The sequence below is a fragment of the Rhodovulum marinum genome, from assembly GCF_004343075.1.
In the GTDB taxonomy this organism is placed as follows: Bacteria; Pseudomonadota; Alphaproteobacteria; order Rhodobacterales; family Rhodobacteraceae; genus Rhodovulum; species Rhodovulum marinum.
This window is the reverse complement of sequence record NZ_SLXP01000001.1, coordinates 584,232-607,825: the sequence shown is the minus strand read 5'-3', so window position 1 is coordinate 607,825 and position 23,594 is coordinate 584,232. Positions and strand designations below refer to the sequence as shown.

General features: G+C 69.2%; 23 protein-coding genes. 13 read left to right on the top strand and 10 right to left on the bottom strand.

Features of this window, described 5'->3' with window-relative positions; translation table 11 throughout:
- Positions 1-4 precede the first annotated feature (4 nt).
- The 3 genes from EV662_RS03000 to ubiA form a co-directional block, all read right to left on the bottom strand.
- Positions 5-331, bottom strand: a complete 327-nt coding sequence (locus EV662_RS03000) for a hypothetical protein (RefSeq protein WP_132460630.1) — start codon at positions 329-331, stop codon at positions 5-7.
- Positions 318-2,201: an OmpA family protein gene (locus EV662_RS02995; protein ID WP_132460629.1), complete on the bottom strand. Its 1,884-nt coding sequence runs from the start codon at positions 2,199-2,201 to the stop codon at positions 318-320. Before EV662_RS02995 ends, EV662_RS03000 begins: the two co-directional genes overlap by 14 nt.
- A 65-nt stretch (positions 2,202-2,266) precedes the next feature.
- On the bottom strand, positions 2,267-3,229 hold the full coding sequence (ubiA, locus tag EV662_RS02990) for a 4-hydroxybenzoate octaprenyltransferase (protein WP_132460628.1): 963 nt from the start codon (positions 3,227-3,229) through the stop codon (positions 2,267-2,269).
- A 4-nt stretch (positions 3,230-3,233) separates the two neighbouring features.
- On the opposite strand from ubiA, the gene EV662_RS02985 reads away from it, so the two are divergent.
- From EV662_RS02985 to EV662_RS02975, 3 genes are read left to right on the top strand one after another with little or no spacing between them, the layout of a single operon-like run.
- A complete protein-coding gene (locus EV662_RS02985) occupies positions 3,234-3,977 on the top strand; it encodes a 16S rRNA (uracil(1498)-N(3))-methyltransferase (protein ID WP_243695750.1) in 744 nt (247 codons plus the stop codon).
- A complete protein-coding gene (locus tag EV662_RS02980) occupies positions 3,974-4,495 on the top strand; it encodes a hypothetical protein (protein WP_132460626.1) in 522 nt (173 codons plus the stop codon). The genes EV662_RS02985 and EV662_RS02980 overlap by 4 nt, the downstream gene beginning before the upstream one ends.
- A gap of 60 nt (positions 4,496-4,555) precedes the next feature.
- Positions 4,556-5,926, top strand: a complete 1,371-nt coding sequence (locus EV662_RS02975; protein ID WP_132460625.1) for a glutamate--cysteine ligase — start codon at positions 4,556-4,558, stop codon at positions 5,924-5,926.
- A 14-nt stretch (positions 5,927-5,940) separates the two neighbouring features.
- Here the strand turns inward: EV662_RS02975 and EV662_RS02970 are convergent, their stop codons facing one another.
- From EV662_RS02970 to EV662_RS02950, 5 genes are all read right to left on the bottom strand, one after another.
- Positions 5,941-6,267, bottom strand: a complete 327-nt coding sequence (locus tag EV662_RS02970) for a hypothetical protein (protein WP_132460624.1) — start codon at positions 6,265-6,267, stop codon at positions 5,941-5,943.
- A 250-nt stretch (positions 6,268-6,517) separates the two neighbouring features.
- Positions 6,518-7,126 carry a glycerol-3-phosphate 1-O-acyltransferase PlsY gene (gene plsY / locus EV662_RS02965; protein WP_132460623.1) on the bottom strand — a complete coding sequence of 203 codons (609 nt, stop codon included), beginning with the start codon at positions 7,124-7,126 and terminating at the stop codon, positions 6,518-6,520.
- A gap of 3 nt (positions 7,127-7,129) precedes the next feature.
- On the bottom strand, positions 7,130-8,404 hold the full coding sequence (gene pyrC / locus EV662_RS02960; protein WP_132460622.1) for a dihydroorotase: 1,275 nt from the start codon (positions 8,402-8,404) through the stop codon (positions 7,130-7,132).
- On the bottom strand, positions 8,401-8,835 hold the full coding sequence (locus EV662_RS02955) for a hypothetical protein (protein ID WP_132460621.1): 435 nt from the start codon (positions 8,833-8,835) through the stop codon (positions 8,401-8,403). Before EV662_RS02955 ends, pyrC begins: the two co-directional genes overlap by 4 nt.
- The gene (locus tag EV662_RS02950) at positions 8,828-9,787 is read right to left on the bottom strand and encodes an aspartate carbamoyltransferase catalytic subunit (protein ID WP_132460620.1); all 960 of its coding nucleotides are present in this window, start codon (positions 9,785-9,787) and stop codon (positions 8,828-8,830) included. Before EV662_RS02950 ends, EV662_RS02955 begins: the two co-directional genes overlap by 8 nt.
- A gap of 103 nt (positions 9,788-9,890) precedes the next feature.
- On the opposite strand from EV662_RS02950, the gene EV662_RS02945 reads away from it, so the two are divergent.
- The 5 genes from EV662_RS02945 to EV662_RS02925 all read left to right on the top strand — a co-directional run bounded on the left by EV662_RS02945 (position 9,891) and on the right by EV662_RS02925 (position 16,877).
- Positions 9,891-10,724 carry a uracil-DNA glycosylase gene (locus tag EV662_RS02945; RefSeq protein ID WP_132460619.1) on the top strand — a complete coding sequence of 278 codons (834 nt, stop codon included), beginning with the start codon at positions 9,891-9,893 and terminating at the stop codon, positions 10,722-10,724.
- Positions 10,721-11,320 carry a metallophosphoesterase family protein gene (locus tag EV662_RS02940; RefSeq protein WP_132460618.1) on the top strand — a complete coding sequence of 200 codons (600 nt, stop codon included), beginning with the start codon at positions 10,721-10,723 and terminating at the stop codon, positions 11,318-11,320. The genes EV662_RS02945 and EV662_RS02940 overlap by 4 nt, the downstream gene beginning before the upstream one ends.
- Before the next feature lie 2 nt (positions 11,321-11,322).
- Positions 11,323-11,865, top strand: coding sequence for a molybdenum cofactor biosynthesis protein B (gene moaB, locus EV662_RS02935; RefSeq protein ID WP_132460617.1), 543 nt, complete (start codon positions 11,323-11,325; stop codon positions 11,863-11,865).
- Between the two features lie 119 nt (positions 11,866-11,984).
- Complete coding sequence (locus tag EV662_RS02930) at positions 11,985-13,448, top strand: efflux RND transporter periplasmic adaptor subunit (protein WP_132460616.1); 1,464 nt, start codon at positions 11,985-11,987, stop codon at positions 13,446-13,448.
- 3 nt (positions 13,449-13,451) lie between these two features.
- The gene (locus EV662_RS02925; RefSeq protein ID WP_132460615.1) at positions 13,452-16,877 is read left to right on the top strand and encodes an efflux RND transporter permease subunit; all 3,426 of its coding nucleotides are present in this window, start codon (positions 13,452-13,454) and stop codon (positions 16,875-16,877) included.
- A 37-nt stretch (positions 16,878-16,914) separates the two neighbouring features.
- On the opposite strand, the gene EV662_RS02920 is transcribed toward EV662_RS02925, so the two are convergent.
- Positions 16,915-17,727 carry a protein-disulfide reductase DsbD domain-containing protein gene (locus EV662_RS02920; RefSeq protein ID WP_132460614.1) on the bottom strand — a complete coding sequence of 271 codons (813 nt, stop codon included), beginning with the start codon at positions 17,725-17,727 and terminating at the stop codon, positions 16,915-16,917.
- An 80-nt stretch (positions 17,728-17,807) separates the two neighbouring features.
- On the opposite strand from EV662_RS02920, the gene EV662_RS02915 reads away from it, so the two are divergent.
- On the top strand, positions 17,808-18,422 hold the full coding sequence (locus EV662_RS02915; RefSeq protein WP_425056987.1) for a YqgE/AlgH family protein: 615 nt from the start codon (positions 17,808-17,810) through the stop codon (positions 18,420-18,422).
- A gap of 3 nt (positions 18,423-18,425) precedes the next feature.
- Here the strand turns inward: EV662_RS02915 and EV662_RS02910 are convergent, their stop codons facing one another.
- Entirely contained in the window at positions 18,426-19,379 is a 954-nt protein-coding gene (locus tag EV662_RS02910; RefSeq protein ID WP_132460612.1) for an L-threonylcarbamoyladenylate synthase, read from the bottom strand.
- A gap of 142 nt (positions 19,380-19,521) precedes the next feature.
- Between EV662_RS02910 and EV662_RS02905 the strand changes: the two genes are divergently transcribed.
- The 4 genes from EV662_RS02905 to EV662_RS02890 all read left to right on the top strand — a co-directional run bounded on the left by EV662_RS02905 (position 19,522) and on the right by EV662_RS02890 (position 23,586).
- A complete protein-coding gene (locus tag EV662_RS02905; protein ID WP_132460611.1) occupies positions 19,522-21,231 on the top strand; it encodes an acyl-CoA dehydrogenase in 1,710 nt (569 codons plus the stop codon).
- Positions 21,228-22,283 carry an MBL fold metallo-hydrolase gene (locus EV662_RS02900; protein ID WP_425056986.1) on the top strand — a complete coding sequence of 352 codons (1,056 nt, stop codon included), beginning with the start codon at positions 21,228-21,230 and terminating at the stop codon, positions 22,281-22,283. The genes EV662_RS02905 and EV662_RS02900 overlap by 4 nt, the downstream gene beginning before the upstream one ends.
- Positions 22,243-22,701, top strand: coding sequence for a DUF6173 family protein (locus tag EV662_RS02895; protein ID WP_132460610.1), 459 nt, complete (start codon positions 22,243-22,245; stop codon positions 22,699-22,701). The genes EV662_RS02900 and EV662_RS02895 overlap by 41 nt, the downstream gene beginning before the upstream one ends.
- Before the next feature lie 258 nt (positions 22,702-22,959).
- A complete protein-coding gene (locus EV662_RS02890) occupies positions 22,960-23,586 on the top strand; it encodes a hypothetical protein (protein ID WP_132460609.1) in 627 nt (208 codons plus the stop codon).
- Positions 23,587-23,594 lie beyond the last annotated feature (8 nt).

Sequence of the window (23,594 nt, the reverse complement as noted above, 5' to 3'; positions counted from 1 at the left end):
CGCCTCAGCCCGCGCTCATCCGTTCGACATAGGCGCGCAGCTCCTCGGCCTCGGCGCGGGCGTCGCGCAGCCCGTCCATCGCCGCGCGCAGCTCGGCCTCGGACTGGCTCAGCCGGTTGGTCAGTTCCGCCTCGCGCTGGTGCAGATAGGCGATGGCCTGGTCGCGGCCTTCCTCGGCCTCGTGCAGCGCCTGCGCCATGTGGTCCAGGTCGTCCATGTTCTCGGTCGTCACCTGGGCCAGGCGATGCACCAGCCAGGACGCGACCCACCCCACCAGGAACGCCACGAACAGGACCAGCGTGGTCACGATGATGAATTCAGTCCTGTCCATCGGTGCCTCCTTCGGGCGGCGCGTCGTCCGCGGCCGCCTCTTCGCCCTCGGGCGCGATCAGGCGGAACTCGATCCGCCGGTTCGCCTCGCGCCCCTCCTCGGTGCCGTTATCCGCGATCGGCCGGCTTTCGCCATAGCCCCGCGCCGTCAGGTTCGAGGTCAGCACCCGCCGCGCCATCAGCGCGGTCAGCACCGCCTCGGCGCGCTGCTGGCTGAGCGATTCGTTCATCTCCTCGCGGCCCTGGCTGTCGGTATGCCCGCCGATCTCGATCTGCGCGTCGGGACAGCGGCGCAGCACGTCGGCGATGGCGTCCACCACGCGCACCGCCGATCCCTCGATGCGGGTCGATCCCGGCGCAAAGGTGATCTTTTCCGCGGCCAGGATATCGCCGATCTGCGCCACGCAGGCCTGCGGCGTGGGCCGCCCGTCCACCGTTTCGGGCGGCTCGCGATAGGTGATGTCGATCTCGAAATTCTGCGCGTCCCCCAGACGGTCGGACAACAGCCGCGCCACCCGCGCCTGGGCGGTGTCGTCCATCGTCAGCCCGGTCAGCCGCACGAACCCCGCCTGCACGATCACCGATCCGTTGCGCAGCTGCGACAGCGCCTCCAGCCCCGCCAGGACCCGCAGCGGCCAGCCCTCGGGCAAGTTGGGGTCGATCCGCATCGCCGAATGCACGCTGTCCTGCCCGAACCGCGCGCGGGCATAGCTTTCGGCCGCCGCCTGCACCAGCGCGTCGGGCACCCGGCCGCGCAGCTGCAGCAACCCCTCGGGGCTGAGCGTGGCAAAGAACTCGCGCGGGCCGGTCTCGGCGCCGCTGCCGTCCACCTTGACCGGTTCGGCCAGCACCGCGTGCAACTCGAACGGCGCGGGCAGCACCGCGCGCAGCGTCGCCACCGCCCCGTCGAACGTCGCCCGGTCGCTGCCCGCCGCCGCCACCAGCGTCACGTCGCTATCCGAAAAGGTCAGCGCGCCGCCGCCGATCCGGGCCAGCGCCTCGATGCCGCGGGCGACCGCCGCGCCCCAGCTGTCCGCCGGCACGCCCAGCCCCAGCGGGCAATCCATGTCCGCGACCATGCCCGCCGCGCGCGCCGCCGCCTCGATCCGGGCCCGCGCCTCTTCGGTGTCGGCGGCGCAGGCGTCGAACCGCGCCCCCTCGCCATCCATCAGGAAGCGCAGGGTAAAGGGCGCGATCATCGGGCGCGGCGCCGAGATGTCGAGGGCCAGCGTCAGCCCCTCGGGCGCGGCCTTGCGCAGCGCCTGTTCGGCGCGTTCGCGGGCGCGGTCGCTTTCGGTGATCGCGCTGATCGCCACCCGCCGCGGCGTGACCGAGATCTTGGCACTGTCGAACCGCGACAGCGCGTCCAGCCCGAAGGCCAGCGCATCCTGCCAGCCCAGCGGTTCGGGATAATCGGCGCTTTCCAGCATGTCGGCCACGCTGACCCGCGGGGCGATGCGCGACAGCGTGCGGCCCAGCGCGGCGCGGTCGGTCGTGGCCGGCACCAGCCCGATCACCGAGATGCCCGAGGCATTCCGCAGCAATTCGACCGAAAACCGCGGCGCGGCCAGCGGGTTGGCCGGCTTGACCGCGATCTCGTCGATCACATGCGCCGCGTCGATCACCGCGCCCGCCGCCGACAGCGCGCGGAACCGCGCGGCCTCGTCCGGCGCGGTGCCCGACAGCCGCACCAGCATCCCGTCGGGCGCCGCCTCGGCCCAGCCCATGCCCGCCTCGGCCAGCGCGGCGCGCACGGCGCCCGCGGTGCGCGATTCCAGCAGGCCCACCGCCAGCAACGCGGCCAGCGCGCACAGCCCGGCCGCCGCCACCAGGGCAAGCGGCGCGATCATGCGAAAGGGCGGTCGGCTCATGGGCGCGGTCCGGCGGTCTGTGTCATGGGTCTTTCCTGTCTAGAACCCGGCGGGACGGCTTGCAATCACGCCAGGATGGCCAGCCCGAACATCAGCACCGGGATCAGCCCGGCATCGCGGTTCGCGCGGAACAGCTTCAGGCAGGTGTCGCCGTCTTCGGTGTTCAGGCTGCGCAGCTGCCAGTACATGTGCGCACCGAACCCCGCCACGCCGATCAGCCCGACGATCACCGCCGTCCGCCCCTCCGGCGTCAGCGCGCCCAGAACCGCCAGCGTCATCAGAACGACGCTCGCGATCCCGAACTGTTGCAGGCGCAGCGGGGTCTGGTCGCCGAACAACAGCGCGGTGGACTTCACCCCGATCAGCGCGTCGTCCTCCTTGTCCTGGTGGGCATAGATCGTGTCGTAGAAGATCGTCCAGCAGATGCCCGAAAGGTACAGGAACACCGCGGGCCAGCCCAGGCTGCCGGTATGCGCCGTCCAGGCCAGCAGCGCGCCCCAGTTGAACGCCAGCCCCAGGAACACCTGCGGCCAATAGGTGAACCGCTTGGCAAAGGGATAGATCGCCACCAGCCCCAGCGAGGCCACGCCCATCGCGATCGCCGCACCGTTGAACGTGATCAGGATCAGGAACGCCACCAGCGACTGGATCACCATCCACAGCACCGCGTGTTCCACCGTGACCTGCCCCGACGGGATCGGCCGCGACCGGGTGCGCGCCACGCCCGCGTCGATCTCGCGGTCGGTGATGTCGTTCCAGCTGCAGCCCGCGCCCCGCATCAGCCACGCCCCGATGCCGCAGCCGATCACGATCCAGATGTCGATCCAGCGAAACCCGGTCGAGGCCGCCGCCAGCGCCACGCCCCACCAGCACGGCAAGAGCAAAAGCCACGTCCCGATCGGCCGGTCGGCCCGCGACAGCCGCAGATAGGGCCGCGTCCAGTCCGGTGCCTCGCGGTCGACCCAGTTGCCCCGATAGGCATCGGCGACCTGGCCCTCGGCCTCTGGCGTTTTGCTGGTGTCAGGCATATCAATGACCCCCATGAACGATACCCGGTCTGCCAAAATCAGGCTCTATGTAGATCAGCCTCTGGGGCAGGGGCAAACCGTTCCTCTGTCCCGCGAACAGGCGCATTATCTCTTTTCCGTGATGCGTCTGGGCCCGGGCGACCCGGTGCTGGTGTTCGACGGGGTCTCGGGCGAATTCCTCGCCCACGTGGCCGAGGCCGGCAAGAAGGGCGGCACCCTGGCCTGCGCCGCGCAGACCCGCCCGCTGCAACCGCCCCCCGACCTGTGGCTGTTCTTCGCCCCGATCAAGAAGGCGCGCACCGATTTCATCGTCGAAAAGGCCGCCGAGATGGGCGCGGCCCGCATCTGCCCGGTGCAGACCGACTTCACCAATGCCGAACGCATCCGCCGCGACCGGCTTCAGGCCCACGCCGTCGAGGCCGCCGAACAATGCGGCGGCACCTTCGTGCCCGAGGTCTGCGATTTGCAACGGCTGTCCGACGTTCTGGCCTCCTGGCCCGCGGGCCGGCGCCTCATGTTCTGCGATGAAACGCTGGCCGGACAGGCGCGCACCCTGGGCGACGCGCCCCGCGGCCCCTGGGCGATCCTGATCGGCCCCGAGGGCGGCTTTTCGGATGCCGAGCGCAACCGCCTGCGCGCGCTGCCCTTCGCCCACCCCGTCAGCCTCGGCCCCCGCGTGCTGCGCGCCGACACGGCGGCCGTCGCCGCGCTCACCGTCTGGCAACAGGCGCTGGGGGACTGGGGATGAGCCTGATCCGCCCCGACCTTCTGGAACAACTCCTGCGTTGGCGCGACCTGTTCGGCGCGCTGTTCATCGCCGGGCTGGGTGTCTGGGTGTTCCGCTTCGGCGGCTATTTCTACCAGGGGCTCGGCGTGCTTTTCGGCCTTGCCGGTCTTGGCCTCGCCGTCGCCGCGCTGCGCCAGCTGCGCTTTCACGTCCCGGGCGGTGCGCCCGGCGTGGTGCAGATCGACGAGGGCCAGATCACCTATCTGGCCCCCCAGGGCGGCGGCTTTGTGGCGCTGTCGGAACTGACCGCCGTCGAGATGGATTTCGACGCCACGGGCGCCCGGCTCTGGCGCCTGTCACAAGAGCGTTACCCCACCGTCACCATCCCCGCCGCCGCCGAAGGCGCCGACGCCCTGTTCGATGCTTTCGTCTCATTGCCGGGCGCGCGCCCGGGCCATATCCTTTCCGCACTCGACAGGTCCCCCCGGGACGGGCCCGTCACGGTCTGGCAGCGGACGCGCCGTCCGGCCTTGACTTGACGCGCACCCCGTCGCAGGTGACGGGCCGAAACACGCGAACGAACCGGAGACCCAGGCCCGATGTCCATCCCCCAATCCGGCGGCGGCCCGATCGAATCCCGCGACCAGCTGGCCGAATACCTGGCCGCCGGCTGCAAGCCCAAGGACGACTGGCGCATCGGCACCGAGCACGAGAAGTTCGGCTACTGCAAGGACACGCTGAACCCGATCCCCTATGACGGCCCCCGGTCGGTCAAGGCGGTGCTGGAGGGGCTGCGCGACCGGTTCGGCTGGACGCCGGTGCTCGAGGCCGGGAACATCATCGGGCTGGAAAAGGACGGCGCCAATGTCAGCCTGGAACCGGGCGGGCAACTGGAACTGTCGGGCGCGCCGCTCGAAACCATCCACCAGACCTGCGACGAGGTGAACGAACACCTGCGCGAGGTGCGGTCGGTCGCCGACGAGATCGGCGTGGGCTTCATCGGGCTGGGCGCCGCGCCGATCTGGACCCATGACCAGATGCCGATGATGCCCAAGGGGCGGTACCGGCTGATGACCGACTACATGGATCGCGTTGGCACCATGGGCAAGACGATGATGTATCGCACCTGCACCGTGCAGGTGAATCTCGACTTCGCCTCTGAACCCGACATGGTCCAGAAGCTGCGCGTGGCGCTGGCCCTGCAACCCGTCGCCACCGCGCTGTTCGCCAATTCGCCGTTTCTCGAGGGCAAACCCAACGGCCACAAGTCGTGGCGCTCGCGTGTCTGGCGCGACCTCGACCCCGCGCGCACCGGGATGCTGCCCTTCGTGTTCGAAGACGGCTTCGGCTTCGAACGCTGGGTCGATTACGCGCTCGATGTGCCGATGTATTTCGTCTACCGCGACGGGAAATATATCGACGCGCTGGGCCAGTCCTTCCGCGATTTCATGGCCGGGAAACTGCCCGCCCTGCCGGGTGAAACGCCCACGCTGTCGGACTGGGCCGACCACCTGACCACCATCTTCCCCGAGGCCCGCATCAAGAAATTCATCGAGATGCGCGGCGCCGATGGCGGCCCTTGGCGGCGGCTGTGCGCGCTGCCCGCGCTTTGGGTGGGGCTGACCTATGACCAGTCGGCGCTGGACGCGGCCTGGGACCTGGTCAAGGACTGGGATGCCGAAACCCGCGAGGCCTGGCGCGTGGCCGCCTCGGTCGACGGGCTTCAGGCGGTGGTGAACGGTCGCTCCATGCTGTCGCTCGCGGCCGAGGTGGTGCTGATCGCGCGGTCGGGCCTCAAGGCGCGCGCGCGCCCGGGGCTGGGCGGCATGGTGCAGGACGAACGCCATTTCCTGCACGCGCTGGAAGACAGCATCGAAACCGGCAAGGCCCCCGCCGACGAGTTGCTGGACCATTACAACGGCGACTGGAACGGCGACCTGTCGCGCATCTATTCCGAGTTCAGCTACTAGGCGCGGCGGGCGGCTCACTCGCCCCTGTGCATCACCAGCACCGCGGCCAGCGCCAGCCCGATGCCCAGCGCATCGCGCCAGGTCGCGGTCTCCTTGAACACGACGATGCCCAGAAGTGCCAGGATCACCAGCGTCGCCGAGGCATACAGCACGCCGATCATCGCCAGCGAATGCTGTTGCATCATGAAATACCAGGCGACCGCCGGGCTGCCATAGCACAGCGTGCCCAGAACGAACGCCCCCGATCCCATCCCGGCACTGTGGACCGAGGCCAGCTTGATGAAATAATCGCCCGTCACCGTCAGGGCCGTGGCCAGGAAAAGCCAGAAAAGCGTCTCCACGGTCGAATCCTCCGCAGATGAATTCAATTGACCCGCGCCGGCGTGGCGCGGCCGTCGATAAGGAATTTCAGGAACCTTGAATCAGACTAAGCCCAGGTGACCATCCGGCAAAGCGAAAGAACGCGCGGGTAGGGTTTCCCTTACCCTTCATCTGCGCGGCTCGCCGGGGCGGGCGGAGTCCGAAAAAAGTCATATGGGATTCATATGGGAATCATATGCGATTCATATCGCGGATTTCGGCGGTTTCCGGTCAGCCCTTCTTACCGATTCGGCTCTCGGTCCCGGCCCGCAGGCGGCGGATGTTCTCGGCGTGGCGCACATAGATCAGCACCGCCAGCAGCGCGCCCAGAACCGCCATGTCGCCACGGCCCAGCACCACCGCCCAGACCGGCGCCAACCCCGCCGCGACCAGCGCAGACAGCGACGAATAGCGGAATGCCGCCGCCACGATCAGCCACGTCCCGCAGGCCGCCAGCCCCACCGGCCAGGCCAGCGCCAGCAGCGTGCCCAGGAAGGTCGCCACGCCCTTGCCGCCCCTAAACTCCAGATAAATCGGGAAAATATGGCCCAGGAACGCGGCGAAACCGGCGATCTGCGCCGCGTCCTCTCCGGCCAGCGCGCGGGCGATCAGCACCGCGATCCCGCCCTTGCCCGCGTCCAGAACCAGCGTCAGGAACGCCGCCAGCTTGTTGCCCGTGCGCAGGACATTGGTCGCCCCGATATTGCCCGACCCGATCTTGCGCAAATCGCCCAGCCCGAAGAGGCGGGCCATCACGATGCCAAAAGGTACGGCGCCCAGCAGATAGGCCGCCAGCGCGACCAGCCCCAGTGTCAGCGGTGCGGTTTCGAACCCCGGCATGCCCTATCCTCCCTCGTGAACCCGCACCCCGGCCACCCACGTGCCCAGCACCCGGCCCTGCATTTTGGCGCCGTCGAACGGCGTGTTCTTCGACTTCGACCGCAGGCCGAACCTGTCGAGAACAAAGGGAAAATCCGGGTCGAACAGCACCAGGTCGGCGGGCGCGCCCCGGGCCAGGCGCCCGGTCTCCAGCCCCAGCCGCCGCGCCGGGTTCAGCGACAGCGCGCGCCACAGCCGCGGCAGGTCGATCGCCTCGGCGTGATACAGCCGCAGCGCCGCGGGCAGCAGCGTTTCCAGCCCCACCGCGCCGCTTGCGGCCTCTTCATAGGGCAGGCGTTTCGATTCCTCGTCCTGCGGCGTGTGCATCGAGGAAATCACGTCGATCAACCCGCTGGCCACCGCCTCGACCAGCGCGACGCGGTCGGTTTCGGCGCGCAGGGGCGGCTTGACCTTGAAGAAGGTGCGGTAATCGCCGACGTCCAGCTCGTTCAGCGTCAGGTGGTGGATCGACACCCCCGCGGTCACGTCGCGCCCGTTGTTTTTCGCCCGTTCCAGCGCGGGCAGGGCGCGTGCGGCGGTGATCTGGTCGGCGTGGTATTTCACGCCCGTCATCTCGACCAGCGCCAGGTCACGGTCCAGCGCCATGCGTTCGGCCATCGGCGACACGGCGGGCAAGCCCCTGAGCGAGGCGAATTTTCCGCTGGTGGCACAGGCCCCGTCCGACAATCCCGGATCCTGCGGATGCGCGATCACCAGCGCCCCCAACGACCGCGCATAGGTCATCGCGCGAGACAGGACCTTGGTGTTCTCGACCACCTTGTCGCCATCGGTGAAGGCCACGGCGCCCGCATCCTGCAGGAACCCGATCTCGACCATCTCGCGCCCCTCGCGGCCCTTGGTCAGCGCGGCCATCGGGCGGATGCGCACGGGCGACGCGTCGCGGGCGCGGCGGGTGACGAATTCCAGCACTTCGGGCGTGTCGATGGCGGGCAGGGTGTCGGGGCGCGTGACCATCGTGGTCACCCCGCCCGCCGCCGCCGCGGCCCCCGCCGAGCCAAAGCTTTCCTTGTGCCGCTCGCCGGGTTCGCAGACCTTCACCCCGATATCGACGATGCCGGGGGCAAGACACTTGCCGCCGCAATCGACGGTTTCGCGCGCCTCGGGGGCCTCTCCGGTGCCGGTGGCGAGGATCGTTTCACCCTCGACCAGCAGCCAGCCGGGGCCGTCGGTGCCGGCCTCGGGGTCGATCAGGCGGGCATTGGCGAAAAGCGTCGTCATGCCCGCCCCCCCTTGGCCGCCGCGATCCGGTTCATCACCGCCTCGGGCTCGGCCTGGAACTTGATCAGGTGCTTGTCGCCGGACCGCGTCACGACCTGCACGGCGGCGCCCATCTTGCGCGTGTTTGTCAGGTTTTCCAACAGGATGCGCCGCCCGCCGGGGCCGTTCAGGGCGCGGTCTGTCAGGGTCCAGGTCAGGCCCAGTTCCTCGCTCATCAGAAAGGCGCCGCGCACCCCGATGCCGAGGAAGGCCGCCACGATCCCGGCCCAGGGATAGGGGTTGCCGAGAAAGCCCAGCACCATCGTCGCCCCGATCCCGGCCAGAACGGCCAGCAAGACATGCGCCTTGATATAGGTGCCCCTGTCGGCGCGGAACCGGGCGATCACGTGCTCGCCCTCGTCAAGGGGCGTCTCGATCTTCGGGTCAAACATAGACGCCCCCCTTTGCGGCCCGTTCGGCGCGCAGGTTCCGCGCCAGAAGGTCCATCGCGGCCATCCTGACCGCCACGCCCATTTCCACCTGTTCCTGGATCACCGACCGGTTGATGTCGTCGGCCAGGGTGCCGTCGATTTCCACCCCGCGGTTCATCGGACCGGGGTGCATCACGATGGCGTCTTCCTTGGCGTGCGAGAGTTTCTCGGCATCCAGCCCGAAGCGGTGGTAGTATTCACGCTCGGACGGGATGAAGCCGCCATCCATCCGTTCCTTTTGCAGGCGCAGCATCATCACAACGTCGGCGCCCTTCAGCCCCTCGCGCATGTCGTCATAGACCTCGACCCCGAAATCGGCGGCGCGCGCCGGGATCAGGGTGGGCGGGCCGATCAGGCGGACGCGGTTTTCCATCCGGCCCAGAAGCAGGATGTTCGACCGCGCCACGCGGGAATGGGCGATGTCGCCGCAGATCGCGACGGTCAGCCGTTGCAGCCGGCCCTTGGCGCGGCGAATGGTCAGCGCGTCCAGAAGCGCCTGGGTGGGGTGTTCGTGCCGCCCGTCGCCCGCGTTCAGCACCGCGCAGTTCACCTTTTGCGCCAGCAAATCCACCGCGCCCGATTGCGGGTGGCGCACCACCAGCAGGTCGGGATGCATCGCGTTCAGCGTCAGCGCGGTGTCGATCAGCGTTTCGCCCTTTTTGATGCTGGACGCCTGCATCGCCATGTTCATCACGTCCGCGCCCAGGCGCTTGCCCGCGATCTCGAAGCTGGCCTGGGTCCGCGTGGACGCTTCGAAGAACATGTTGATCTGGGTGAGGCCCGCCAGCACGTCGGTATGTTTCGACGGGCCGCGGCTGAGGTCGACATATTGATCGGCAAGGTCGAGAGTGGTGCGGATATCCGCGGGCGTCAGCGGCTCGATGCCCAGAAGATGGCGCAAGCGGAACGTCATGGGGCCTCCGACGTGAACGCCCCGCTTATAGAAAGCGTGTGGGGGGCGGGCAAGGGACGCGATGCCCATTGCCGATGCCGCGGGGGCGTCCTAGCCTTGCGCGATGGATTCCGGGATGGATGCACATACCGCGCTGGCGCTGCTGGACTGGCAGATCGAACTTGGCGTGACCGAGGCGATCGGCGAGACGCCGGTGAACCGTTACGAGGCCGAGCCGCCATCCGCGCCCGTTGCGGCCGAGCGACCGGCCCGGTCTGCGCCGGCCCGATCTGCACCGGCCGGTGGCGGGGTCGCGGCACCGCCGCCCCCGTTCGTGCAGATGCAAGAGGTCGACCCGGTGGCGGTGGCGCGCGCGGCCGCGGCGGAGGCGCGTGATCTGGAGTCGCTTCGCGCGGCGATGGCGGCATTCGAGCATTGCGAGCTGAAGCGGGGGGCGCGGTCGCTGGTGTTTTCCGATGGCAACCCGGCGGCCCGCGTCATGGTGATCGGCGAGGCGCCGGGCCGCGACGAGGATATCCAGGGCAAGCCCTTTGTCGGGCCAGCCGGGCAGTTGCTGGACCGGATGTTCGCCTGCATCGGCATGGGCCGGGCCGACCCCGCCGCCGAACGCGCGCTGTACATCACCAACGTGCTGCCCTGGCGCCCGCCACAGAACCGCGACCCGAAGCCGGACGAGGTGGCGATGCTGCTGCCGTTCTTGCAGCGTCATGTCGAGTTGGTGGACCCCGAGGTGCTGTTGCTGATGGGCAACCATTCCTGCGGTGCGCTTTTGGGCCGCAAGGGGATTACCCGCCTGCGGGGGCATTGGGCGCAGGCGCTGGACAGGCCCGCGCTGCCGATGTTCCACCCGGCCTACCTGCTGCGCAACCCGAATGCGAAACGCGAGGCCTGGCACGACCTGTTGATGTTGCAGGCCCGGTTGAGGGAGACGGCATGAAGGTACTGGCATTTTCCGACCTGCATTTGTCGCGCACGGCGGCGGCCGCGCTGGTCGAGGCCGCCGCCGGGGCGGACCTGGTCATCGGGGCGGGGGATTTCTGCAATCGCCGCGAGGGGTTGGACGAGGCCATCGTGATGCTGGCGGGGATCGCGGCGCCCATGGTTCTGGTCCCCGGCAATTGCGAAAGCGCCGACGAACTGCGCGCGGCGGCGCCCGCGGGGGCGAGCGTGCTGCACGGGCAGGGCTGCGAAATCGGCGGGCTGCGGCTGTTCGGGCTGGGCTACGGGGTGCCGGTCACGCCGTTCGGCGCGTGGTCCTGCGACCTGACCGAAGACCAGGCCGCCGACCTGCTGGCGCCCTGCGGTGCGGTCGATGTCATGGTGTTCCATTCGCCGCCCAAGGGGATCGCGGATGTGACCGGCACGGGGATTTCCGTGGGGTCGACCGCGATCCGGGACGCCATCGCGCGGGTACAGCCGAAACTGGCCGTCTGCGGCCATGTCCACGATTGCTGGGGGCAGGAGGGGCGGATCGGCGAGACCCGCGTCGTCAACCTGGGCCCGACCGTCAACTGGTTCGAGATCGGAGACTGAACGTGAGCCACGCCGCCCCGGAAAAGGAATTCATCCCCGTCCGCATCGCCGTTCTGACCGTGTCGGACACCCGCACGCCTGCGGAGGACCGGTCCGGCCAGACGCTGGTGGACCGGATCGAGGGCGCGGGCCACATCGTCGCCGCCCGCACCATCCTGCCCGACGAACGCGACCGGATCGCCGCGCAGCTGCGCGACTGGTGCGCCGATCCGAACATCGACGTGGTGATTTCCACCGGCGGCACCGGGCTGACGGGCCGCGACGTCACGGTCGAGGCGCACCGGGACGTCTACGAAAAGGAAATCGAGGCCTTCGCCACGGTTTTCACCATCGTCTCGATGCAGAAGATCGGCACATCGGCGGTGCAAAGCCGTGCGACGGGGGGCGTGGCGCAGGGCACCTACCTGTTCGCGCTGCCGGGCAGCCCCGGCGCCTGCAAGGATGCCTGGGACGAGATCCTGGTGCACCAGTTCGACTACCGCCACCGGCCCTGCAATTTCGTCGAGATCTTTCCGCGGCTGGACGAACACCGGCGCCGGAAATGATCCGCGACGGAAATAGATGAGTCCAGCGTAACACATATGTGCCTTGGCCCGGGCGCGGCCTGTGGCTATCTGTTTGCGGCGCGCGATGGATTTCCCCCCTGGGAAAGGATGACGACACGATGCGATTTCTCCGCCGCAGCCTCGTGGGGCTGTTCCTGATCGCCGTGACGGTGGGCCTGCTGGCCTATGCCGGTTATTCGGTCAGCTCGGCGATCCAGGCGCGGCTGAACGACAGCCCCGCCCAGCGCCCGGCCCGTGAACGGGTGTTCGCGGTGAATGTCGCGACGCTGACACCCCAGACGATCACGCCCGTTCTGACCGCCTTTGGCGAGGTGCGCTCGCGCCGGACGCTTGAACTTCGGGCCGAGGCCGGCGGCCGGGTGGTCGCGCTGCACCCCGCCTTCGAGGAAGGCGGCCATGTCGCGGCGGGCGACCTGATCCTGCGTGTCGACCCGGCGACGGCGCAATGGGCGCTGGACGTGGCGCGCACCGACCTGGCCGAGGCCGATGCCGACCTGGGCGATGCCGAACGCACGCTGGACCTGGCGCGCGAGGAACTGGCCGCGACCGAGGACCAGGCGCGCCTGCGCGAGTTGGCCCTGGCCCGGCAAGAGGATTTGCGCGCGCGCGGCGTCGGCACCGATGCCGCGGTCGAGGATGCCGCGCTCGCGGCGTCGGCGGCGAAACAGGCGGTCGTCGCCCGCCGCCAGTCGGTCGCCCAGGCCGAGGCGGCGCTGGCCACCGCGCGCACCGCGCTGGAACGGGCCCGCATCCGCCTGGAAGAGGCCGAGCGCGACCTGGCCGATACCGAACTGCGCGCCGCGTTCTCGGGCACGCTGAGCGATGTGACCCTGGTCGAGGGCGGGCTGGTCACCGCGAACGAGCGGGTGGCCGACCTGATCGACCCGGACGCGCTGGAGGTGTCGTTCCGGGTTTCCACCGCGCAATATTCGCGCCTGCTGGACGACCGGGGCCAGTTGCGCCCCGCGCAGGTCACGGCCTTGCTGGACGTGTTCGGCGCCGATCTGCAGGCGACGGGGCGGCTGACCCGCGAAAGTGGGGCGGTGGCCGAAGGGCAGGTGGGGCGACTGCTGTACGCCAGCCTGGACACGGCACCTGGCTTCCGGCCGGGCGATTTCGTGACCGTGCGCCTGGAGGAGCCGCCGCTTGACCGGGTGGCGCGCCTGCCCGCCACCGCGCTGAACGCCGCAGGCCAGGTTCTGGTTCTGGCCGAGGGCGACCGGCTGGAGGCCCATGCGGTGGAGTTGCTGCGCCGCCAAGGCGACGACGTGATCATCCGCGCGCCCGGTCTGTATGGCCGCGAGGTGGTGGCCGAACGCTCGCCGCTGCTGGGCGCGGGCATCAAGGTGCGCCCCTTGCGCCCGGCCGAGGGGGCGGGGGCGATCCCGGACGAACCCGAGATGGTTGAACTGACACCCGAGCGCCGCGCGGCGCTGATCGCCTTTGTCGAGGGCAACCCGATGATGCCGCAAGAGGCCAAGGCCCGCGTCAAGGCGCAACTGGAACAGGAAAAGGTCCCCGCCCGCATGGTCGAGCGGATCGAGTCCCGGATGGGGGGCTAGCCCGTGGCGCGTTTGATTCCCAGCGCGGCGGGGGGTGTCCTGTCCTATTTCACCCGTCACCGGACGGCGGCGAACCTGTTGCTGGTGGTGCTGATCGCGGCCGGTCTGGCCGCGGCGCCGCGGATGCGGGCGCAATTCTTCCCCGACATCGTGATCGACAACGTCACCGTCAGCGTCAAATGGGACGGCGCGGGCGCCGAGGACGTGGATTCGGGCATCGTGCAGGTGCTGGAACCGGTCTTGATGGCGGTCGAGGGCGTCGAGGAGACCGAGTCCCGCTCGACCGAGGGGTCGGCCTTCATCACGCTGGATTTCGAACCCGGCTGGGACATGTCGCGCGCCGCCGATGACGTGCAGGTGGCCGTCGACAGTGTCAGCGACCTGCCCGAAGAGGCCGAGGAACCCGAGGTGCGCCGCGGGGCCTGGCGTGACCGGGTGACCGACATCGTCATCACCGGGCCCGTCGCGGTCGAGCAGTTGGGCCGGTTCGCCGACGAAATGGTGGCCCGCCTGTTTGCCGCCGGCGTGACGCGGACCACGATTCGCGGGTTGGCCGCGCCGGAAACCATCGTCGAGGTCCCCTCGGGCGAACTGATCCGGCACGATATCTCGATGTCGGACATCGCCGCGGTCATCGCCGCCGAGGCCGCCACCGATCCGGCCGGCGACGTCGCGGGCGGAAATGCGCGGGTGCGCACGGGCGTCGAAAAGCGCAGCGCCGACGAGATCGCGGCGCTGGTGCTGCGGTCGAACGACGACGGGTCCAAGCTGACCATCGGCGATGTCGCGACCGTCCGGGTCGAAGGCGTGGACCGCGAACGCACCTATTTCGTGGGCGAGAACCCGGCGATTTCGGTGCGGGTGGACCGATCGGACAAGGGCGACGCGATCGAGTTGCAGCACCGGGTCGAGGACGTCGCGGCCGAACTGCGCACGACATTGCCCGAGGATGTCTCGGTCGACCTGATCCGGACGCGGGCCGAATATATCTCGGGGCGTCTGGATATCCTGTTGCAGAACGGGCTGATGGGGCTGGGCCTGGTGCTGGTGCTGCTGTTCCTGTTCCTGAACGCGCGCACGGCGTTCTGGGTGGCGGCGGGCATTCCGGTGGCGATGCTGGCCACCGTGGCGCTGATGTATACCTTCGGGTTGACCATCAACATGATCTCGCTGTTCGCGCTGATCATCACGCTGGGCATCGTGGTGGACGACGCCATCGTGGTGGGCGAGCATGCCGATTTCCGCGCCCGGCGGCTGGGCGAAAGCCCGGTCGAGGCCGCCGAGAACGCCGCCCGCCGGATGGCCGCGCCGGTGTTCTCGTCGACGCTGACCACGATCATCGCCTTCCTCGCGCTGGTGGTGATCGGCGGGCGCATGGGCAGCATGATCGCCGACATCCAGTTCACCGTGGTCGCGGTGCTGACCGCGTCGCTGGTGGAATGTTTCCTGATCCTGCCGAACCACATGGCGCACGCGATCGCCCATTCCGCCAAGGAACACTGGTACGACGCGCCTTCGCGGGTCTTCAACCGGGGCTTTCGCTGGTTCCGGGAAACCGCGTTCCGGCCGTTCATGGGGCTGGTGATCCGGGCGCGCTATCCGGTGCTGGCGCTGACCATCCTGTTGCTGGCCAGCCAGGTCGCGCTGTTGATCCGGGGCGAGGTGCCCTGGCGGTTCTTCAACGCGCCGGAACAAAGCTCGGTCTCGGGCAATTTCGCGATGCTGCCGGGGGCAAGCCGCGCCGACACCATGGCGATGATGCGCGAGATGCAGCGCGCGACCGAGGCGGTGGCGCAGCGCTACGAGGAAGAATACGGCCTGAACCCCGTCGATTACGTGATCGCCGAGGTGGGCGGGAATACCGGGCGCGGGCTGGCGGGGGCCGATATCAAGGATGCCGACCTGCTGGGGTCCATCGCGATCGAGCTGATCGACCCCGATTTGCGCCCCTATTCGTCGTTCCAGTTCGTCGGCGAGTTGCAGGACGAGGTGCGCCAGCATCCAAAGGCCGAAACCGTCAGTTTCCGCGGCTGGCGGTCGGGGCCGGGGGGCGATGCGCTGGACGTGCAGTTCTTTGGCGCCGACGCCGACACGCTGAAATCGGCGGCCGAGGCGCTGAAGACCGCGCTTGCCCAATACGGCGAGGTTTCGGCGGTCGAGGACAGCATGGCCTATGACAAGGAAGAGCTGATCCTAGACCTGACGCCGCAGGGATCCGCGCTGGGTTTCACCATGGCCGAGCTTGGCCGGGTGCTGCGCCACCGGCTGAACGGGATCGAGGCGGCGACCTATCCCGACGGGCCGCGTTCGGCCGCGATCCGGGTCGAGCTGCCCGAGGGCGAGCTGACCGCGGATTTCCTGGACCGGACGTTGTTGCGCGCGCCGTCGGGCGAATACCTGCCGCTGGCCGATATCGTGACGGTCGAACGGCGCACCGGGTTCTCGACCGTGCGCCGCGAGAACGGGCTGCGGGTGGTGTCGGTCACGGGCGATCTGTCCGAGGACGATCCGGTGCGCGCCGAAGAGATCATGCGCGAACTGGAAGAGGTCATCCTGCCCCGGATCGAAAGCGATCAGGGCGTCGCCTGGCGGCTGTCGGGGCTGTCGGAACAGGAACAGGAATTCATGGCCGATGCGCGGCTGGGGCTGATGTTCGGGCTGATCGGGATCTACCTGACGCTGGCCTGGATCTTTTCCAGTTGGACCAGGCCGGTGGTGGTGATGGCGATCATTCCCTTCGGCCTGGTGGGCACGATCTATGGCCACATGGTCTGGGACGTGCCGCTGTCGATGTTCACGGTGGTGGGCCTGATCGGGATGGTGGGGATCATCATCAACGATTCCATCGTACTGGTCAGCACGGTGGACGAATACGCCGAAACGCGGGGGCTGGTGCCGGCCATCGTGGATGCCGCCGCCGACCGGCTGCGGCCGGTGCTGTTGACGACGTTGACGACGGTACTGGGCCTGGCGCCGCTGTTGTTCGAGAAGTCCCAGCAGGCGCAGTTCCTGAAACCCACGGTCATCACCCTGGTCTACGGGTTGGGATTCGGCGTGGTGCTGGTCTTGCTGGTGGTGCCGGCGCTGTTGGCGATGCAGCAGGATGTCGGGCGGCAGGTTCGCGCGCTGCGGCACGGGCTGCGGGCGCGGGGACGGGCGCGCGGCGTGGCGATGGCAAGCATGGCCGGGGCGGCGGGTCTGGCCGCGCTGTTCGCGGTAACGCTTGGGGCGGTGCTGGCCACGGGTGTGCTGCCCGGGCCGCTGCGCGCGGTGGTTCCGGGGCTGGCCGAGGCATCGGCGATTTCGGCCGCGCTTGTCCTGTTCGTGCTGGGGGCGGCGGTGCTGCTTTTGGCAAGCTATGGGCTCGCTGCATTCCTGATGCGGCGCAACGCTGCGCTTGCCGTGGGCGGAGGGGCGGAAACGCCCTGACGTTTCTGGCGTCAACGGCGCGGGCGTGGCCGTGCGGTCAGCGCCCGGTGCACCCGCGGATATCCACGGCGCGGTCGGTCCCCAGAACCGTGATCCGCACCCCGGACCGGTCCAGCGCAAAGGGAGCGCCATCCACCGGCACAAGGTCCGACTGCGCCACGATCCGGCCGCCGTCGCGGGTCATCGCGGCCTCGGAAACCCAGATCGACGGGTCGGGCAGTTCGAAAACCACCGCCTCGTTCGGGCCAAGCGCACCGACCTCGATTTCGGCGGTCAGGCGCACGCCGTCCGAGATCGGTTCCACCTGGCAGTTGACGTGACCGACCCGGGCCTCGCGCGCGCTGAGGGGGCGCTGGGCCAGGGCGGCGCGGATCGCGTCGGACCCGCCCTCGCCGGGCAACAGACCGGACAGCCGCAATTCCATCGGCATGCAGATATCGTGGCAGACGCCGATCTCGACCCGGCCGTGCAGTTCCATCGGCTGACCGGGTTCGCGCGGGGTCAGTTCGATCGGCAGAACAACGTCATGTTCATAGCCGATGGTGCGCAGGCCGTTGGACTGAAACACCTTGGGCCGCGGCCAGTGCACCCGGACAGACGCCATGTTGCCCGAACCGGCCCAGTCGAACCGCGGCGGAATGCCGGCATCGCCCGGCGCGCGCCAATAGGTTTTCCAGCCCGGCGCCATGCGCAGGTGCAAACCGGCCATGTAGGTGCCTTCGGGGGTCTGCCAGCCGGGCAAGAACTCGGCGCTGACCACGCCCTCGGGCGGGCCGGCCAGGGCGGTTTGCCCGAGACCGAGCGCAACTGCCGCCGCTGCGGCCAGGCGATGAAATGCTGTGAACCTCATTCCGCCCAAGATAGGCACCGGCGCGTTGGCGGGAAATCACATTCGGGCGAGAGCGGGGGGATTTTTGTCGCGCACCGCCCTTGCGCCGGGGCGGCGGGGGGCACATTCTGTCAACCATGGCGGAGCACAGGGTTCAAATGCAACTCGGCGGCAAGTTCCTGATCGCGATGCCCGGCATGGGCGACCCCCGTTTCGAAAAGAGCGTCGTTTTCCTGTGCGCCCATTCGGACGAGGGGGCGATGGGCCTGATCGTCAACAAGCCGATGGCCGAGCTGTCCTTTTCCGATCTTCTTGCGCAGCTGGAGATCACCCGGGCGCCCGGCGCGCGCGACATCCGGGTGCATTTCGGCGGGCCGGTCGAACATGCTCGCGGGTTCGTGCTGCATTCTGGCGATTACAATTCGGGCAGCGACACGACGCTTCGGGTCGGCAGCCGTTTCGGGATGACCGCGACGCTGGATATCCTGGAGGACATCGCACGCGGCGACGGACCGGCGGAATCGTTGCTGGCGCTGGGCTATGCGGGCTGGGGTCCGGGCCAGCTGGAGGGCGAGATCCAGGACAATGGCTGGCTGACCTGCGATGCCGTGCCCGATATCGTGTTCGATGCGGCCGACGCCACCAAGTGGGAACGGGCGCTGCGCACGCTGGGGATCGATCCGCTGATGCTGTCGGCGGCGGCGGGGCGGGCGTGATCCTCAATCGCGGGGCGCGGCGGCCCGGCGCAGCCGGTCGTTGATCGCCCGGCCAAGCCCGTGATCCGGGATCTGCGCGACCGCGATGGGCTGGCCCGGCGCGGCGCGGGCGTCCAGGTCGCGCAGCGCGTGGAACAGGTTCGCGGCCGCCTCGACCAGGTCGCCGGTGGGCGACAGGTTCAGCGCCGCCCCCGCGCATCCGGGCCCGAAACCCAGCCAAAGCGCCCCCTCGGGCGGCACGGCGGCCCCCGGGATCACCGTGGCCCCCGGCGCATAATGCGAGGCCAGCTGGCCCGGCGCGCTGACCGGCGCGGCCTCGGCCCGCCGCGCGAGCGGGGTGCCAAGGCAGGCCTCGATCGCCTCGGTGGGCAGGCCGCCCGGGCGCAGCAGGACCGGCGCGGGGTCGAAGCCCAGGATGGTCGATTCAACCCCCACCGGGCACGGGCCGCCATCGACCACCGCCGCGATCCGGTCCCCCAAGCCGTCGATGACATGCGCGGCGCGGGTCGGGCTGACGCTGCCCGAGGGGTTGGCCGAGGGCGCCGCCACCGGCCCGCCGAACGCCGCCAGAAGGCCGCGCGCGACCGGGTGATCGGGCACCCTGAGCGCCACCGTGGACAGCCCCGCCGTCACCAGCGGCGACAGCCCGGCGCCCGGCTTCAGCGGCACGACCAGCGTCAGCGCGCCGGGCCAGAAGGCGGCCGCCAGCCGCTCGGCCGGTTCGGGCAGGTCGGCAAGGGCGCGCGCCGCGTCCAGATCCGCGACATGTACGATCAGCGGGTTGAAGCGGGGCCGGCCCTTGGCCTCGAATATACGCGCCACCGCCCGGTCATCGGTCGCGTCCGCCCCCAGCCCGTAGACCGTTTCGGTCGGAAAGGCGACCAGCGCCCCCGCGGCCAGCAGATCGGCCGCCCGCGCAAGCCCTTGGGGATCGGGCTGAAGGATTTCTGCACTCACGGGGCGGCCTCCGGTGACGTGGCGTTCGTCTTGATGGGTCAAGGGGTTGGTTTACGCTTTGGTCGGACCCTGACACAACTACACTGCCGGTCAGTTACAACCGCGCCGGTCCCGGAACAAGGCGCGCCGTTGGGAGGAAGCCATGCCGTATCGCGCACCCTTCGACGATTTTCGGTTCATCTTCGACCATGTCGTGGACCTGGCGCAGGTGACCGCGACCGATCGTTTCGCCGAAGCCACCCCCGACCTTGCCGCCGCGATCCTGACCGAGGCGGGCAAGCTGTGCGAAGAGCGCCTGGCGCCGCTGCAACGCGTGGGCGATGTGAATCCTGCGCGGCTGGAAAACGGGGTGGTGCGTACGCCGCCGGGTTTTGCCGAAGGCTGGCGCGCGATTGCCGAAGGTGGCTGGGTGGGCCTTGCGGCGCCGACGGAATTCGGTGGCATGGGCCTGCCGCAGGCGCTGGCCATGGCGGTGACCGAGATGCTGAGCGGGGCGTGCCTTGCGCTGCAGATCGCGCCCTTGCTGACACAGGGCCAGATCGAGGCGCTGAGCCACCATGCCAGCGACGAGATCAAGGCGCTGTACCTGCCCAGGCTGATTTCGGGCGAATGGTCGGGCACGATGAACCTGACCGAACCGCAGGCGGGCAGCGACGTGGGCGCGCTGCGGACCAGTGCCGTGCCGAACGGCGATGGTACCTACGCGATCACCGGCCAGAAGATCTATATCAGCTGGGCCGACGCCGATTTCATGGAGAACGTGGTACACCTGGTGCTGGCCCGCCTGCCGGATGCGGCGCCGGGCACGCGGGGGATCAGCCTGTTCCTGGTGCCGCGCAACATCCCCGACGCGGACGGGCGGCCCGGCGTGGCCAACAGCCTGCGCGTGATCAGCCTGGAGCACAAGCTGGGCCTGCATGGCAGCCCGACCGCGGTGATGGAATATGACGGCGCGACCGGCTGGCTGGTGGGGGCGCCGCACAAGGGCATGGCGGCGATGTTCACCATGATGAACAACGCGCGCCTGGGCGTGGGCATGCAGGGGATCGGCGTGGCTGAGGCCGCCTGCCAGCAGGCGCTGGCCTATGCGCGCGACCGCCACCAGGGGGAAACGCCTCTGGGTACGGGGGGCATCGTCGATCATGCGGATGTGCGGCGGATGCTGGCCACCATGCGGGCCGAGGTTTTCGCGGCGCGTGCCATCGCCCTGTCTTGTGCGGTGGCGATCGACATGGCGACCGCGACCGGCGAGGCCGACTGGACCGCGCGCGCGGCGTTCCTGACGCCCATTGCCAAGGCCTATGGCACCGATACCGGGGTCGAGGTGGCCTCGACGGGTATCCAGGTTCACGGCGGCATGGGTTTTGTCGAGGAAACCGGCGCGGCGCAATTCCTGCGCGATGTGCGGGTGACCACGATCTACGAGGGCACCAACGGCATCCAGGCGATGGACCTGGTCGGACGCAAGCTGATGGATGGGGGCGAGGCGGCCTGGCGTCTGCTCGAGGAAATCGAGAAGGCAGCCGAGGCGGCGCGGGGTGTGCTGCCCGACCTGGCCGGAGAGGTCTGGGCCGCCGCGGAATCGCTGCGCGAGACGACCGAATGGATGCTGACGCAAGAGCTGACCGAACGCTTTGCCGGCGCGGTGCCGTTCCTGCGGGCCTGGGCGCGGGTGCTGGGCGCGCATGTGCACCTGGCCGCGGCGCGCGCCGAGGGGGGCAGCGGGCGGCGCACGGCGCTGGCCCGTGTCTTCGTCGGGCGGCTGTTGCCGGAACATGCCGCCCTGCTGGCGCAGGCCCGCGCGGGGGCGTCGGACCTTTACGCCCTTGGCCCAGATGATATTGCGGCATGATGGACATTGCCCGCAGCCCGATCCGCTATCCGTTCGAGACCCCACCCGCCGCTGACGGCGCCGTCGAGATTGCCGAGGGCGTGTTGTGGCTGCGTCTGCCGCTGCCGATGGCGCTGGACCATGTGAACGTGTTCGCGCTGGACGAGGGCGACGGCTGGACGGTGGTCGATACCGGCATTTCCTCGCGCAAGTCGCGCGCGCTGTGGCAGGGGCTGATGTCCGGCCCGCTGCGGGGAAAGCCGGTGACCCGGGTGATCGTGACCCATCACCACCCCGACCACGTGGGCCTGGCCGGATGGTTCCAATCCGACCACGGCGCCGAGCTGTGGACCAGCCGAGTGGCCTGGCTGTTCGCGCGGATGTTGCAGATGGATGAACAGGAACGCCCGGCGCCCGAGACGCTGGCCTATTGGCGCGGGGCGGGCATGGATGCGGCGCTGTACGAGGAACGCGCGACCCAGCGCCCGTTCAATTTCGCCGACACGGTGGCGCCGATGCCGCTGGGCTTTCGCAACATGGGCGAGGGGGACGTGATCCGCGCCGGCGGGCGCGACTGGGACGTGCGGCTGGGCGACGGGCACGCGCCCGACCACGTCACGCTGTGGAGCCGCGACTGCAACCTGGTGATCGGGGGCGACCAGTTGCTGCCGTCGATCTCGCCCAACCTGGGCGTCTATGCGACCGAACCGCTGAACGATCCCGTCGCGGGCTGGCTGGAAAGCTGTAAGCGGCTGGCCGCCCATGCCCGCGACGATCACCTTGTCCTGCCGGGTCACAAGCTGCCCTTTACCGGGTTGCCGACGCGCCTGTCGCAACTGATCGAGAACCACGAGGGGGCGCTGGCCCGGCTGATGGATCACCTGGCCGAACCGCGCACCGCCTGCGACTGTTTCGTGCCGTTGTTCAAGCGGCAGATCGGACCGGGCGAATACGTCCTTGCCCTGGTCGAGGCGGTGGGGCACCTGAACCACCTGTACCACACGGGACGCGCCCGCCGCTGGCGCCGCGAGGATGGCGCCTGGCTGTTCCGGAGGTCCGATCTTGACGGGTGACGGGCCCCCCAGGGCACGTGCGGTTCATGCCGATCCCGCGGCGCCCGCCTCGCCGGAGCAGCAGCCCCTGCCCGAGGCCGTCACGCGCAAGCCCGTCCAGCAGAAAAGCCCCGCCGAATGGGCCTATGAACGGCTGATCCTGTACCTCAAGAATTTCGAAGAGCAGTTGGACAACGAGCACGAGGTCGCGATCGGGCTGACCGGCACCGAGGCGGGCGTGATCCGGATCGAGGGGATCGGCTATTTCGATCCCGATATCGTGACCTTCTACGGCACGGACATGACGGGGGCGCGCACCCAGCTGGTGCAGCATGTCACGCAGTTGAACGTGCTGATACGCGCGCTGCCGCGCGAGACCGCCGAAACGCCCCCGCGCCGGATCGGGTTCCAGCTTGCCCGCGAGTTGGACAATGGCTGAGCCGGCGGGCGCGCCGCATGCGTGACAGCCCCGATTTGATGGTCTAGGCTGCAGTGCAGCGAACGGGACACGGAGGCCGTCAGGGATGACATCGAGCGGGCGTCGGCAGGTGACAGGGCGCCGGGCGGGATGTGCCGCGGGACGTTGGGGCGCGGGCGGATGCCGGGTGCCCGTGCCGATCCGTTTACGCGCCTGTCACCAATTCCTGCCATAGCCAAGCGGGCCCTTGTCGTCCCGATCAAGGTGGTTTCGATACCCATGCGTCGATTTCTGCTCGTTTTCCTTGTTCCGATCCTGCTGGCCGGTTGCGCCGCCGAATCCATCTGGGCCCCCGACGAGGCCGTGGCGCGTGCCGCCTATCGCCAACCCGGCCCGCCCTCGATCACGCTGTTCACGGTGATCTCGAACGGGTCCAATACCGGGGGGCATTCGGCGCTTATGGTCAATGCCAGCCAACGCGTGATCTTCGACCCCGCGGGCAGCTGGTGGCACCGCGCCTCGCCCGAGCGGAACGATGTGCATTACGGCATCACGCCGACCATGCTGGAATTCTACATCGACTACCACGCGCGCGAGACCTACCGCGTGGTGACCCAGACCGTGACGGTCAGCCCCGAGGTGGCCGAACGGGCGCTGCGGGTGGCCGAGTCCTATGGGGCCGTGCCCAAGACGATGTGCGGGCGGTCGGTCAGTGACGTGTTGAACCAGGTGCCGGGCTTCGAGAGCGTGCCGCGCACGGTTCGGCCCAAGGCGATCATGGCGGCCTTTGCAGAGTTGCCGGGCGTGCGCACCGAGACGATCTATGACAACGACCCGGACGCCCACGAGGAGTTGTTGCGCGAACAGCACCGCGCCCGCGTGGCCGATCTGGCGGCGTCGGATTAGGGCGCGGC

Excerpts from the sequence above, each read along its gene's own strand:
- EV662_RS02930 (WP_132460616.1), top strand. The coding sequence starts at position 11,985 with ATGCGATTTCTCCGCCGCAGCCTCGTGGGGCTGTTCCTGATCGCCGTG.
- EV662_RS02940 (WP_132460618.1), top strand. The coding sequence starts at position 10,721 with ATGAAGGTACTGGCATTTTCCGACCTGCATTTGTCGCGCACGGCGGCG.
- EV662_RS02975 (WP_132460625.1), top strand. The coding sequence starts at position 4,556 with ATGTCCATCCCCCAATCCGGCGGCGGCCCGATCGAATCCCGCGACCAG.
- EV662_RS02890 (WP_132460609.1), top strand. The coding sequence starts at position 22,960 with ATGCGTCGATTTCTGCTCGTTTTCCTTGTTCCGATCCTGCTGGCCGGT.
- EV662_RS02945 (WP_132460619.1), top strand. The coding sequence starts at position 9,891 with ATGGATTCCGGGATGGATGCACATACCGCGCTGGCGCTGCTGGACTGG.
- EV662_RS02985 (WP_243695750.1), top strand. The coding sequence starts at position 3,234 with ATGACCCCCATGAACGATACCCGGTCTGCCAAAATCAGGCTCTATGTA.
- ubiA (WP_132460628.1), bottom strand. The coding sequence starts at position 3,229 with ATGCCTGACACCAGCAAAACGCCAGAGGCCGAGGGCCAGGTCGCCGAT.
- EV662_RS02920 (WP_132460614.1), bottom strand. The coding sequence starts at position 17,727 with ATGAGGTTCACAGCATTTCATCGCCTGGCCGCAGCGGCGGCAGTTGCG.
- EV662_RS02895 (WP_132460610.1), top strand. The coding sequence starts at position 22,243 with ATGGCGCCTGGCTGTTCCGGAGGTCCGATCTTGACGGGTGACGGGCCC.
- plsY (WP_132460623.1), bottom strand. The coding sequence starts at position 7,126 with ATGCCGGGGTTCGAAACCGCACCGCTGACACTGGGGCTGGTCGCGCTG.
- EV662_RS02905 (WP_132460611.1), top strand. The coding sequence starts at position 19,522 with ATGCCGTATCGCGCACCCTTCGACGATTTTCGGTTCATCTTCGACCAT.
- EV662_RS02900 (WP_425056986.1), top strand. The coding sequence starts at position 21,228 with ATGATGGACATTGCCCGCAGCCCGATCCGCTATCCGTTCGAGACCCCA.
- EV662_RS02955 (WP_132460621.1), bottom strand. The coding sequence starts at position 8,835 with ATGTTTGACCCGAAGATCGAGACGCCCCTTGACGAGGGCGAGCACGTG.
- EV662_RS02950 (WP_132460620.1), bottom strand. The coding sequence starts at position 9,787 with ATGACGTTCCGCTTGCGCCATCTTCTGGGCATCGAGCCGCTGACGCCC.
- pyrC (WP_132460622.1), bottom strand. The coding sequence starts at position 8,404 with ATGACGACGCTTTTCGCCAATGCCCGCCTGATCGACCCCGAGGCCGGC.
- EV662_RS02980 (WP_132460626.1), top strand. The coding sequence starts at position 3,974 with ATGAGCCTGATCCGCCCCGACCTTCTGGAACAACTCCTGCGTTGGCGC.
- EV662_RS02995 (WP_132460629.1), bottom strand. The coding sequence starts at position 2,201 with ATGAGCCGACCGCCCTTTCGCATGATCGCGCCGCTTGCCCTGGTGGCG.
- EV662_RS03000 (WP_132460630.1), bottom strand. The coding sequence starts at position 331 with ATGGACAGGACTGAATTCATCATCGTGACCACGCTGGTCCTGTTCGTG.